This window comes from Paenibacillus sp. FSL L8-0708 (assembly GCF_038009325.1).
Classification (GTDB): Bacteria; Bacillota; Bacilli; order Paenibacillales; family Paenibacillaceae; genus Paenibacillus_AQ; species Paenibacillus_AQ odorifer.
The window spans coordinates 5,526,559-5,538,728 of sequence record NZ_JBBPBC010000001.1 but is presented as its reverse complement, the minus strand read 5'-3'; the positions used below and the strand labels follow the sequence as shown (position 1 = coordinate 5,538,728).

Sequence of the window (12,170 nt, the reverse complement as noted above, 5' to 3'; positions counted from 1 at the left end):
AGAACCTCTGGTTGATTTTTTTGCTGAATATATGCGGTTTTCATGGATAGTTAGGATTAGCGAAACCGTGAATCGCAATGCACGTATATATTTTCATTCATAAGTCACATGTTGACTTTAATTATAAGGAGGAACTGCGGGATGAGTGCTCATGAGATTGATTATGCCATTATGGGTGAGGAAATACAGTGTGTAGAGGTGCAGCTTGACCCAGGAGAGAGTGTAATTGCCGAAGCCGGGAGCTTCATGATGATGGATCAGGAAATAACAATGGAGACGATATTTGGCGACGGCAGCGGAGGCTCGCGTGGAAGTGGCTTGATGGGGAAGCTGATGGGCGCGGGCAAACGTCTGTTGACAGGTGAAAGCTTGTTTATGACCGTCTTTACACACAGTGGTTCTTATGGACGTAAAAGTGTCACCTTTGCTGCTCCGTACCCAGGCAAAATCATCCCGCTCGACCTGCAGCAATACGGTGGAAAAATCATCTGTCAAAAGGATTCATTCCTTTGCGCGGCAAAGGGCGTTTCAATCGGTATTGAATTTCAGCGTAAGCTGGGTACCGGCTTTTTTGGTGGTGAAGGTTTTATTATGCAAAAGCTGGAGGGTGACGGACTTTCATTTGTACACTCTGGTGGTTATGTTATGGAACGCACACTTCAACCGGGAGAGACGCTTAAGCTGGACACTGGCTGTCTAGTCGCTATGACGTCTTCGGTGGATTATAATATTGAGTTTGTAAAAGGGGTCAAAACCGCGCTGTTCGGCGGCGAAGGCCTGTTCTTCGCAACGTTGCGCGGACCCGGCAAGGTGTGGGTACAGTCGCTGCCATTCAGCCGAATGGCCGATCGCATCCTGTCCGCTGCCGGCAACAGCGGTCGGAAAGAAGAAGGAAGCGTGCTTGGCGGACTAGGCAATTTGCTGGATGGTAGATAAGTCTGCGTGAGCGCATTGCACAGCGTGGAAGTAGAGGATATATAGAATGTGGAGTGAGCGTGTGAAGTGCTGAGTAGATGAGGCAGAGAGCGTGCGAAATATGGAGTGAGCGTGGAAATGTTGAGCATATGAAGCAAAGAGCGTGCGAAATGTGGAGTGAGCGTGGAAATGCTGAGTATATGAAGCAAAGAGCGTGCGAAATGTGGAGTGAGCGTGGAAATGCTGAGTATATGAAGCAAAGAGCGTGCGAAATGTGGAGTGAGCGTGGAAAAGCTGAACATATGAAGCAGAGCGTGCGAAACGTGGAGTGAGCGTGGAAATGCTGAGCATATGAAGCAAAGAGCGTGCGAAATGTGGAACATACGAGGTATACAACATTACAAGAGGACGCGTCGTTTCAGCGGTGGCGCTATAGGGTGTGGTGAAACAAGGGCAGAAATGCCCTTGTTTTGCTGTAAAGGTTTAGTATCGTGTGAGACAAGGGCAAAATTGCCTTTGATTTGTATGTATTGGCTAGTGTGGCGCGAAAGAAGGGCAATAATGCCTTTGATTTGCACGTATTAGCTAGTGTGGTGCGAAAGAAGGGCAGAATTGCCTTTGATTTACTCGACACTGTCAAATGTACGGTATAAATCCCGTAGAATAGAGCCGATGGAGCGTATATGGTCAGATGTACGGTATAAATCCCGTAGAATGGAGGCGATCGAGCGTATACGGTCAGATGAGCGGTATAAATCCCGCAGAATGAAGCTGGTGGAGCAGTTGCGGCCAGATGTACGGTATAAATCCCGTAGAATAGAGCCGATGGAGCACATATAGCCAAATGTACGGTATAAATCCCGCAGAATGAAGGCGATCGAGCGTATACGGTCAGATGAGCGGTATAAATCCCGCAGAATGGAGCCGATAGAGCGTATACGGTCAGATGTACGGTATAAATCCCGTAGAATGGAGCCGATCGAGCGTATACGGTCAGATGTACGGGATAAATCCCGCAGAATGGAGCCGATGGAGCGTATACGGTCAGATGTACGGTATAAATCCCGTAGAATGGAGCCGATGGAGCATATATAGCCAAATACGGTATAAATCCCGCAGAATGGAGCCGATCGAGCGTATACGTCCAGATGTACGGTATAAATCCCGTAGAATGGAGCCGATGGAGCGTATACGGTCAGATGTACGGTATAAATCCCGTAGAATGGAGCCGATGGAGCATATATAGCCAAATGTACGGTATAAATCCCGCAGAATGAAGCCGATCGAGCGTATACGGTCAGATGTACGGTATAAATCCCGCAGATGAGCTACTCCAACAAGCAATAAGTTACTTATGTTCGATGGGATATCACCGTTCGGCGTCTGCAATATCAACTTTACATTGTCCTCCACTACCGCTATCGCTACTACTACTACTACTACTACTGCTACCACCACCACTACTACACTATCACCACCACTCCTGTATCTTTAAACCAATTTATAGTTTGTTAGAGCCGTAATGAGCTATGCTCATTTACGGTTTTTTATGTTTTTTAAGTAATGGTTGGCCGAAGTAGATGACCACTCAGGTACAATTGGGATAGTTTAATTGATAACTATATAATACCAGCTCATAAGTAGCTGGTTCAGGTATGATGTGTTCAACACTATTTCGTACTTTGGAGGAATGTATATTGGTAATGGACGTGGAATTTGGCAAGGAAATTGAGAGTGCCATTAGTTGGGCTAAGGAGCGGCTGGGGTCGCAGGAGTATCCGCTGCGTTGTCTTGCTTTTGTTGAAGATGCCTATGAAAGAAGCAATGGAATTGAAATGTGGGGAGGCAGCGATGCACGCGAATCCGCAGAGCTGTACGATGCGCACAAGAATACCGGGGCTCCGCCAGCTGGCGCGTTTGTTTTTTATGCTTGCTCAGGGTTGGTAGACGGTGAGCTTAAGGATTGGGGGCATGTAGCTTTGGCCTTTGGGAATGGCGAGGCCATTCATGCCTGGGATATAGTTAGGATAGATCACTACATGGAAATTTGCCATCTGCAAGCTGCTCCGGGCTGGAGCCAACCAGAACTTATCGGCTGGGCATCTGTAGAGAGAGTTCTTGCCGGGATTCAGAAGAAACAATGGGACTAGTTGATATCCTTAAACCTAACTTATCCAAGAACCTAGAAGGTGCCGTAAACAGGAGCTTCATGGGTTCTTTTTTCTTCCTTCCGATTTGACTAACCCTATGCACGGTGTATATATTATTTGGCAGACCCCCTTATATTGTTAAGGCTGGACCGGAGGCATGATATGTTCAAAATATTTATTATAGAAGATGACCGTGGACTTGTGGCTTTGCTGCAGGATTATTTACATAAGTTTGGATATGAAACGCAGGCGGTGAGTGATTTTGAGCAGGTCCGCACTCAGTTTGAGGCGTTCACGCCACATCTGGTACTCCTTGATGTTAATTTGCCAAAATACGATGGTTATTACTGGTGCCGCCAGATTCGCGGAATTTCAACCTGCCCTATTCTTTTTATATCTGCCCGCGATGGCAAAATGGACCAAGTAATGGCGCTGGAAAATGGAGCGGACGATTATATCACTAAGCCTTTTGATTACGAAATCGCGATGGCCAAAATCAAAAGTCAGCTGCGGCGCGCCTACGGCACCTATGCCGGTGGGAATAATGAACGCACACTAAACGTTGCCGGAATGACGCTGGATGTAGAGCGGCTAATCCTTACCCGAGGCGAAGCTAAAGTGGACTTAAGCCACACGGAAGCCAAGATACTAGATGAGCTAATGCAAAAATCAGGCGTCATCGTTACCCGGGACAGGCTGCTCGAAAAAATCTGGGATGATCAAGCCTTCGTGGATGAAAATACCTTAAATGTATATGTTACACGTGTACGCAAAAAACTTGCCGCTCTCGCTATCACAGATGGACTACAAACCGTGCGCGGTCAAGGCTATCGTTTGATTCCGAATTGGGGGGATGAGGAATGAAGTTGTTATTACGGGAACAGTTCCCCCTGATTGTGGTCTATCTAGCCCAGCTAGTCCTGATCACATTAGTGTACCGGCTGGATGGAGGCAGCGGTCTGAATGTAAGTTTATATGCCGCGCTGCTCAGCACTTGTCTACTGATTGGCTACCTCGCTTACCGTTACGTCACCAATCGCACGTTTTATGAACGTTTGGAGACTACGCCCTCCTCTCTCGATGAGGCAGGTGGCCCTACACAGGATTCTCCGCTAGCCGTAGGCTTGCGAGGTTTACTGGGGTCGCAATTCCGCCTCTACAAAAATGATTTGCACAGCTACCGCCACAAATTAGAAGAACATATTCACTTTATTAATCAATGGGTACATGGCATGAAGACGCCGTTGTCTGTCATTCATCTGATCATTCAGGATAAGGATGGCCCTCCTTTTACGGCAATTGGTGATGAACTGGATCGTCTGAAAAAAGGACTGGATACCGTGCTTTATACGGCCCGTCTGGATACTTTTGAGCACGATTTCTATGTGGAACGGCTGAATCTGGAGACCATCGTACGTGGTGTGACCTCTGAGCAGAAGCGGCTTTTTATTCGAAAAAGAGTATTTCCAGCTATACAAATAGATGAGCAGATTACCGTAACCACGGATGAAAAATGGCTCACTTTTGTCCTTACGCAGCTGATTACGAACGCTGTACGTTATACGACTGAAGAAGGCAAACATGTTTTTTTCCACGGGATGGTCACGGAAGATAAGCAGACTGTGCTTGAGATCCGGGATGAAGGAGTAGGCATACCAGCAGGAGATCTGCCGCGCGTGTTCGATGCATATTTTACCGGGGTGAATGGACGAACCTTTCAGGAATCTACGGGGATGGGTTTATATCTCGTGAAGCAGATCTGCGGCAAGCTTGGACATGAGGTGAGTATCCGTTCCGAAGAAGGAAGCGGGACCACCGTGCGGATTGTATTTAGGGAGCAGGATATAACAAACCTTACAAATGTGTAAGGGCATTGTAAGTTTCAGAAATAGCAACCTATGTGTACACTTTGTATAATGAAGGCAATCCAGTCGAAAGAAGGAGAGGTAACACTTGCCCATTCTAGATGTTCATAATTTATCAAAAATATATGAGGGTAAAGTGTCCACTCAGGCGCTGAATCATATCCGCTTTTCTGTAGAAAAGGGGGAGTTTGTTGGCATAATGGGTCCATCCGGGAGCGGGAAAACAACGCTGCTCAACACGATTGCCACCATCGACCAACCGACCTCTGGTCAGATTCTGATCAACGGCCGAGATCCTAATCTGCTTAGCAGAAAAGAAAAGGCGCTTTTTCGCCGTCATGAGCTAGGCTTCGTCTTTCAGCATTTTAATCTACTGGATACGCTCACTGTAGAGGAAAACATCGTATTACCTTTGACGCTTGCAGGTGCTCGTGTCTCAGAGATGGAGAGCAGGCTGAAAGAGGTCACTACCTTGCTTGGCATCGAACATTTGCTGAAGAAGCGCACGTACGAGGTCTCAGGCGGACAAATGCAGCGGGCGGCTATCGCCCGGGCGATGATTCATCGTCCATCGTTAATTTTGGCGGATGAGCCCACAGGCAATCTGGACTCCAAAGCCTCAGGGGAAGTCATGAATATGTTGACAGAGGTGAATAAGGAAGAAGGAGCTACGGTGCTGATGGTCACACATGACGCAGTGGCGGCAAGCTTTTGCAACCGGGTCATCTTTATTAAAGACGGACGTTTCTATAGTGAAATGTACAAGGGCAGTAATAGAGGCGCTTTCTTCCAAAGTATTATTGATATGCTGTCTCTGCTTGGGGGAACCAGCCATGACCTTTCGGCAATTCGCTTATAGGAATGTAACACGTAATAAACGCAAATATGCCGCTTATTTTGTCGTCAGTGCTTTTTCGGTGATGATCTTTTTCGTGTGCGCTTTGTTTATTTACCATCCGGATATTTCAAAGAGCTTAATTTATAGTACGGCGGCTCATACGATGATGGTGGCAGAGGCAATTATTTATGTCTTTTGTTCTTTGTTCGTACTCGTATCCGTTGGATCCTTCCTGCAGTCGCGCAAGATGGAGTTCGGAATTTTATTGATGCATGGAATGACGAAGAGACAGCTGAACACCATGGTTTTTCTGGAAAATATGATGATCGGCACCTCTGCCATCCTGACAGGTACCCTTCTCGGGTTACTTCTGGGCAAATTATTTTTGATGATCGGATCTACTTTTTTGGGAATTCCCCTGTTAACCTTTCATCTCCCATGGCAGGCACTTGTGCTTACGATTTGCAGCTTCGTGTTATTGTTTTTTCTGATATCGCTTTGCACCTTTGTTTTTATCGGCAATGAGTCACTGATGCGTCTGTTTCAGGGAGAGCGTAAGGCAGAAGAAGAACCCAAAGTATCCTTTGTATTATCTATTATTTCTGCTGTACTGCTGATCAGTGGTTATTATATGGCGGCTACTGCAAAAGCTGCTTCCGTAGAGAAAGTCATGTTTCCGGTCGTTGCGATTACGGTTATCGGGACGTATCTCTTTTATACCCAGCTAAGTATTTGTTTGGTTAAGCTGCTTAAGGACATTCGGCGCTTGTATTGGCATCGTACGAATATCATCACTTTATCCGGTTTGTCCTACCGCTGGAAAGAGAATGGCCGAATGTTTTTTATGGTGACGATTGTATCCGCAGTCTCCTTCACTTCCGTAGGGGTATTTGCATCGATACATACACTTTCCAGAGAGCTGAAATTGGATTATCCCGCAGCAGTGGGTTATGTAGCCAAAGGAAATCAGACGGGTGTACCCTTTGATCAGCATCTGAACGAAATTAAGGAAGAGCTCAAGACGCACGGACTCCCTTATGAAGCGCTTAGTATCCCGATTAAATATGCCGAGGTTGAGGCTCAGACTGGACCCGATCGCACTTTACGCCTTCCCTTGATTGCTTTCAGTGATTATAATCTCGCCCTGCAACGTGCAGGTTTCCCAACAGATGAGCATGCTCTGGTGGGCAACGAAGGTCTGGTGATGATTGGTTCACAGCGGGATCGCAGTTTAACAGAAGGCAGAGTAAAAGCGGTCTATTCCTTGCAGCACGGACTTGCCATTAAAGAAATAGGTTATACCGAGCAAGTTCCCATCGCCGAATATTTATTGCCGGAGCTGGATGGTAGAGATGGCGGGGATTTTAGTGGTGTCGTGATCAGTGATGAGCTCTACAGCGCTATTGATCCCGTGCAGACGGATCTTTATACAGGTTTTTATGTAGAGGATTTTCCACAGACGGTAGGTATTGCTGCTGATCTTGCCCATAAAGGCAAACAGTCCTATGAAAGTGATTCTCCGTATGCGATTGTGATCAGCGGCACGCTGTTTGAGCTTCAGAAAACATTGTATAACACAATGCTTTTTGCTTCCTTGCTGGTGGGTACTGTCTTTTTTATCGCGGCAGGCAGCTTTCTTTACTTCCGGTTATATACCGATCTTGATCATGATCGCAATCAATATTCCACTTTGTCCAAGATGGGGCTTACGGATAAAGAACTCAATCGAATAGTTACGATTCAGCTGTCTTTGTTGTTTTTTGTGCCGGTCGGAATAGCTATTTTACACAGTGTGTTTGCCTTTATTGCGCTTCAACGGTTGTTCTACTTATCTATCGCAACGGAGACAGGCGCGGTGTTACTCGGATATTTGGCTGCTCAAGGACTATACTTCTTTTTTATTCGCAGCCGCTATTTACGCAACCTGAAGAAGAACTTGATATGAGAAATGGGGGTAACAAGATGCAAGCATGGATTACAGATTTTATGGAGCAGTTTGGTTACTTCGGTATTTTTCTGATGCTGGCCTTTGAAAATATATTTCCACCAATTCCTTCAGAAGTGATCCTGCCCTTTGGAGGATTTATGACCACTACGACGAGCTTAACGATTCCTGGTGTAATCATTGCTGCCACGGCTGGATCACTACTGGGTGCAGTAATTCTCTATTATATTGGCCGATTATTGGATGTGAGCCGGTTAGAGAAACTGGTTGAACGCTGGGGTAGCCTAATTAGGGTCAGTAAAAAAGATATCCACAAGGCTGACGCCTGGTTTGATAAATATGGCTATTGGACTGTATTGTTTTGTCGGATGGTTCCGCTGGTCCGCAGTCTGATTTCGATTCCGGCGGGAATGTCGGGCATGAAATTTGGAGTATTTATGATCTTCACAACGATTGGCACATTGGGATGGAATTTGCTGCTTGTGCTTATTGGCGCGGCATTGGGCGAATCCTGGGAAGACATTGCCATGTACATGGATGTGTACTCCAATGTAGTCTATGTACTAATTGCTGGCGGATTAGTTATTCTTGGGTTTCTGTACTTCCGCAAACGCAGCCGGAGAATGAACACTGAGGGCTAAGCGGGTAATGGACTGATAATAGAAATGACTATTAAAAAGGAGGGAAACACATGGAGCTATTAACGATTATTAAAGCCATTATTTTGGGGCTTGTTGAAGGTTTAACCGAATTTGCTCCAGTATCCTCCACGGGTCATATGATTATTGTTGATGATATGTGGCTGAAATCACAGGAGTTATTTGGACAATATACGGCAAATACCTTCAAAGTAGTTATTCAACTGGGTTCAATATTAGCGGTTGTTGTGATTTTTAGAAATCGGTTCATTGATCTGTTGGGTTTAAAGCGTTTCAGCCGTAAGCAGTTGGATCCTGTAACAGAGGAGCTACCGCAGTTGGAGCAGGGCGGGCACCTCAAGCTGACTCAGGTTCTGGTAGGGTTAGTGCCTGCAGGTGTGTTAGGTGTTCTGTTTAATGATTATATTGATGAGCATTTATTCTCTACCTCAACAGTGTTAATTGGTCTAGTGATTGGGGCTATATTAATGATTATTGCCGATCTGTTTGGGCCGAAGAAGATCAGAACTGAGAGTGTAGATCAGATTACATACAAACAGGCACTTGGTGTAGGTCTTGTACAGTGTTTTTCGTTATGGCCTGGATTTTCACGCTCGGGCTCGACGATTTCTGGTGGCGTACTCCTCGGGATGAGCCATCGTGCCGCTGCTGATTTTACGTTTATTATGGCAGTACCCATCATGGCAGGTGCCAGTCTGTTGTCACTGATGAAAAACTGGCAATATTTCACCATGGACGCGTTGCCGTTTTTTATTGCAGGCTTTATTAGTGCCTTCCTATTTGCGCTGTTATCGATGCGTTTCTTCTTAAAACTGATCAATCGTATCAAGCTCTTACCGTTTGCTATATACCGTATAATTCTTGCTGCTGTAGTATATTTCGTATTTTTCTAAGTCCGTTATAAGGAATCGATATAACAGAAGCCCCAGTAATCTATTGCAGATTGCTGGGGCTTTCACGTATGATGACATCAGATTAAGACACTCAAATGATGAATGATATCGGAGACAGGTGCTGACCGGAAAATAGTAATTCGGTAGGCTTAATAGGGAAATTCGGTTCGAAGCCGATGCGGTCCCGCCACTGTAACGGAAGAATCTCGAGCAACAGAGGTCACTGGCAATTTACTACTGCTGGGAAGACTGCTCAAGATGTTGACGCCGCTAGCCAGGAGACCTGCCTGTTTCAACAGCACTGCTTCACCTACGGAAGATAGGGAGGTGTTAGACGTTAACCATGGGTATATCATGGGCGTCTTTCCCTTTGACTTTTTTAGGGAAGGGCGCTCTTTTTTATAGGAAAGCAAGTAGCTTTGGAGTTTGAAATAAGAGATGGAAGAGGGAGTGTATCGAGATGACGAATAAAGTAAAAGTAAGTAATCTTGGATATCCGAGAATCGGAAAGAACCGCGAGTGGAAAAAGACACTGGAAGCCTACTGGCAGGGGAAAATAAATGAAGAGCAATTCCGCTCCGAAATGGCAGCAATTCAGCTGCAGCATTTGAAGACCCAGCAAGAGGCAGGAATTGAGCTTATTCCGGTGAATGATTTTACTTTTTATGACCATGTGTTGGATACGGCTGTTATGTTTGGAATTGTACCTCCACGGTACACGTATGATGGCGGCGACATCGGGCTTGATCTTTATTTTGCAATGGCCCGTGGTAATGCTGAAGCTACTGCCTGTGAGATGACCAAATGGTTCAATACGAACTATCACTATATCGTTCCAGAGATCGGCACACAAACACCACGCCTGACTGAAAATAAACCTCTAGCGGCTTATCGTTTTGCTAAATCGCAGGCAGGGATTGAAGGTAAACCGGTACTTTTAGGTCTGTATACCTTCCTTAAGCTGTCCAAAGGTTACGCAGCGGCAGATATCGCCAAGATTGCTGCACGTTTTGTTCCAGTCTATGTTCAACTGCTACAGGAACTGAAGCAAGAAGGGGTAAGCTGGGTACAAATCGATGAGCCAGCGATTGTTACAGGCATAAGTAAAGAAGAATTAACACTGCTTAACTCGATATACACAGAAATTGCCGGCTCCGTGCCGGGCTTGAATATTATTTTACAGACGTATTTCGAAGCTGCTGAACCGTTGGAGGCACTTCTAGAGTTGCCTGTTCAAGGCTTGGGTCTTGACTTTGTGCACGATGGTGGAGCGAATCTGGCTTCTATCGAACGTCTTGGTTGGCCGAAGGACAAATGGCTGGGTGCCGGAATTATTGATGGACGGAACATCTGGCGTTCCGATTTAGACGCTAAGCTGCAACTGGTAGAAAAGCTCAGCGTTCATGTGCCGCTTGATCGTCTTATTCTTCAGCCTTCTTGCAGTCTGCTGCATGTCCCAGTCACCGTTCAAGGTGAGGTGAAGCTGAAGGCGACTGTTAAGAATGCGTTAGCTTTTGCCGATGAGAAGCTTGCAGAGCTTAGTCTGCTCGGAGCAGCCCTCGCAGATAAAGGAGAAGCTTCTAAAGCAGCGCTGGCCGCTAGTCGTGAAGCTATTGCAGCATTCCGTGCACTACCTGAGCGTGGCCGTAAGGATGTGGCGGAGCAAGTGCTTGCACTTGCAGCTTTGCCTGACCAACGCAGTTTGCCTTTTGCTGAACGCTTAAAGGTGCAGCAAGAGAAATGGCAGCTTCCACTTCTGCCAACCACTACAATTGGTAGCTTCCCGCAGACAGTAGAAGTGCGTCAGGCGAGATTGAAATGGCGTAAAGGGGTCTGGAATCAGGAGCGTTATGATGGATTTGTTCGTGAGCAGATCGCGGATGCAATTACCTTCCAAGAAAAGCTAGGTTTGGATGTTCTGGTCCACGGTGAGTTCGAGCGTACAGATATGGTGGAGTTTTTCGGAGAAAAGCTGGACGGATACTTGTTTACTAGTAATGGCTGGGTTCAATCCTACGGTTCCCGTTGCGTTAAGCCACCGGTGATCTACGCGGATGTTGCATTTATACAGCCTATGACTGTTAAAGAAAGTGTCTATGCACAATCGTTGACGAAGCTTCCGGTTAAAGGAATGTTGACGGGTCCTGTAACTATCCTCAATTGGTCATTTGTACGTGATGATCTCAGCCGGGAAGAGGTAGCCAATCAAATTGCTCTTGCCCTTCGCCATGAAGTAAAAGCGTTGGAAGATGCAGGCATCGAAATGATTCAAGTGGATGAGCCGGCTATACGTGAAGGACTTCCACTTAAGGCAGAAGACCGTGAGCATTACCTGAACTGGGCAGTGAAGTCGTTCCGCGTTGCTACGAACCATGTGAAGGCTACGACACAAATTCATACGCATATGTGCTATAGCGAATTCAATGACATGATCGATTCCATATCGGCTATGGATGCTGATGTAATCTCCATTGAGACTTCACGTAGCCATGGGGAGCTGATTATCAGCTTTGAGGAGCAGGCCTATGATAAAGGAATCGGTCTTGGAGTGTATGACATCCATAGTCCGCGGGTTCCGGCTGTAGAAGAAATGACGGCGAATATCGATCGTGCGCTGCGGGTGCTGGACCCTGAACAATTCTGGATTAATCCGGATTGCGGTCTGAAAACACGTGGCTGGCAGGAGACAGAGGATGCACTACGTAACATGGTAAGAGCTGCTGCTATTGCGAGGGAAAAGTCAGGGGTTATTGCATCAAAATAGACATAAATAAATTAGAGCCAGGGTAATTTACCCTGGCTTTTTAGTTCACTTATTTTTTTATAATCAGCTACTTGATAATAATTCTCAATCTTGTTAGAATGAAAAAGAAAAAGAAGGAACCGTGGAGGGTCCCTTCAGGCA

10 protein-coding genes and 1 riboswitch are annotated in these 12,170 nt (G+C 46.1%); of the genes, 9 read left to right on the top strand and 1 reads right to left on the bottom strand.

Translation table 11 applies throughout. The annotated features are described in order from the left end of the window. Nucleotides 1-141 precede the first annotated feature (141 nt). Nucleotides 142-936: a TIGR00266 family protein gene (locus NYE58_RS26395; protein ID WP_038572584.1), complete on the top strand. Its 795-nt coding sequence runs from the start codon at nt 142-144 to the stop codon at nt 934-936. A 602-nt stretch (nt 937-1,538) separates the two neighbouring features. Here NYE58_RS26395 and NYE58_RS26390 read toward each other — a convergent pair. Beyond that, on the bottom strand, nt 1,539-2,165 hold the full coding sequence (locus NYE58_RS26390; RefSeq protein ID WP_341003416.1) for a hypothetical protein: 627 nt from the start codon (nt 2,163-2,165) through the stop codon (nt 1,539-1,541). Between the two features lie 447 nt (nt 2,166-2,612). Between NYE58_RS26390 and NYE58_RS26385 the strand changes: the two genes are divergently transcribed. From NYE58_RS26385 to metE, 8 genes are all read left to right on the top strand, one after another. After that, nucleotides 2,613-3,065 (top strand): C40 family peptidase, encoded by a 453-nt coding sequence (locus NYE58_RS26385; protein WP_218640451.1) that lies wholly within the window; start codon nt 2,613-2,615, stop codon nt 3,063-3,065. A gap of 162 nt (nt 3,066-3,227) precedes the next feature. Continuing rightward, nucleotides 3,228-3,929 carry a response regulator transcription factor gene (locus NYE58_RS26380; RefSeq protein ID WP_076218901.1) on the top strand — a complete coding sequence of 234 codons (702 nt, stop codon included), beginning with the start codon at nt 3,228-3,230 and terminating at the stop codon, nt 3,927-3,929. Next, nucleotides 3,926-4,933, top strand: a complete 1,008-nt coding sequence (locus tag NYE58_RS26375; RefSeq protein WP_341003414.1) for a sensor histidine kinase — start codon at nt 3,926-3,928, stop codon at nt 4,931-4,933. The genes NYE58_RS26380 and NYE58_RS26375 overlap by 4 nt, the downstream gene beginning before the upstream one ends. 85 nt (nt 4,934-5,018) lie before the next feature. Further along, on the top strand, nt 5,019-5,789 hold the full coding sequence (locus NYE58_RS26370) for an ABC transporter ATP-binding protein (RefSeq protein WP_076130701.1): 771 nt from the start codon (nt 5,019-5,021) through the stop codon (nt 5,787-5,789). Then, nucleotides 5,764-7,713, top strand: coding sequence for an FtsX-like permease family protein (locus NYE58_RS26365; protein ID WP_341003412.1), 1,950 nt, complete (start codon nt 5,764-5,766; stop codon nt 7,711-7,713). The genes NYE58_RS26370 and NYE58_RS26365 overlap by 26 nt, the downstream gene beginning before the upstream one ends. Nucleotides 7,714-7,730: 17 nt before the next feature. Beyond that, nucleotides 7,731-8,354, top strand: coding sequence for a DedA family protein (locus NYE58_RS26360; RefSeq protein ID WP_076218903.1), 624 nt, complete (start codon nt 7,731-7,733; stop codon nt 8,352-8,354). Nucleotides 8,355-8,404: 50 nt separating this feature from the next. Next, nucleotides 8,405-9,265 carry an undecaprenyl-diphosphate phosphatase gene (locus tag NYE58_RS26355; protein ID WP_076130699.1) on the top strand — a complete coding sequence of 287 codons (861 nt, stop codon included), beginning with the start codon at nt 8,405-8,407 and terminating at the stop codon, nt 9,263-9,265. Between the two features lie 99 nt (nt 9,266-9,364). After that, nucleotides 9,365-9,570: riboswitch (cobalamin riboswitch) on the top strand. A gap of 155 nt (nt 9,571-9,725) precedes the next feature. Then, nucleotides 9,726-12,029 carry a 5-methyltetrahydropteroyltriglutamate--homocysteine S-methyltransferase gene (gene metE / locus NYE58_RS26350; protein ID WP_076218898.1) on the top strand — a complete coding sequence of 768 codons (2,304 nt, stop codon included), beginning with the start codon at nt 9,726-9,728 and terminating at the stop codon, nt 12,027-12,029. Nucleotides 12,030-12,170: the final 141 nt, after the last annotated feature.

Bases quoted from the DNA above. Each gene is read 5' to 3' on its own strand.
- NYE58_RS26395 (WP_038572584.1), top strand. From the start codon at position 142: ATGAGTGCTCATGAGATTGATTATGCCATTATGGGTGAGGAAATACAG.
- NYE58_RS26380 (WP_076218901.1), top strand. From the start codon at position 3,228: ATGTTCAAAATATTTATTATAGAAGATGACCGTGGACTTGTGGCTTTG.
- NYE58_RS26375 (WP_341003414.1), top strand. From the start codon at position 3,926: ATGAAGTTGTTATTACGGGAACAGTTCCCCCTGATTGTGGTCTATCTA.
- NYE58_RS26365 (WP_341003412.1), top strand. From the start codon at position 5,764: ATGACCTTTCGGCAATTCGCTTATAGGAATGTAACACGTAATAAACGC.
- NYE58_RS26360 (WP_076218903.1), top strand. From the start codon at position 7,731: ATGCAAGCATGGATTACAGATTTTATGGAGCAGTTTGGTTACTTCGGT.
- NYE58_RS26355 (WP_076130699.1), top strand. From the start codon at position 8,405: ATGGAGCTATTAACGATTATTAAAGCCATTATTTTGGGGCTTGTTGAA.
- metE (WP_076218898.1), top strand. From the start codon at position 9,726: ATGACGAATAAAGTAAAAGTAAGTAATCTTGGATATCCGAGAATCGGA.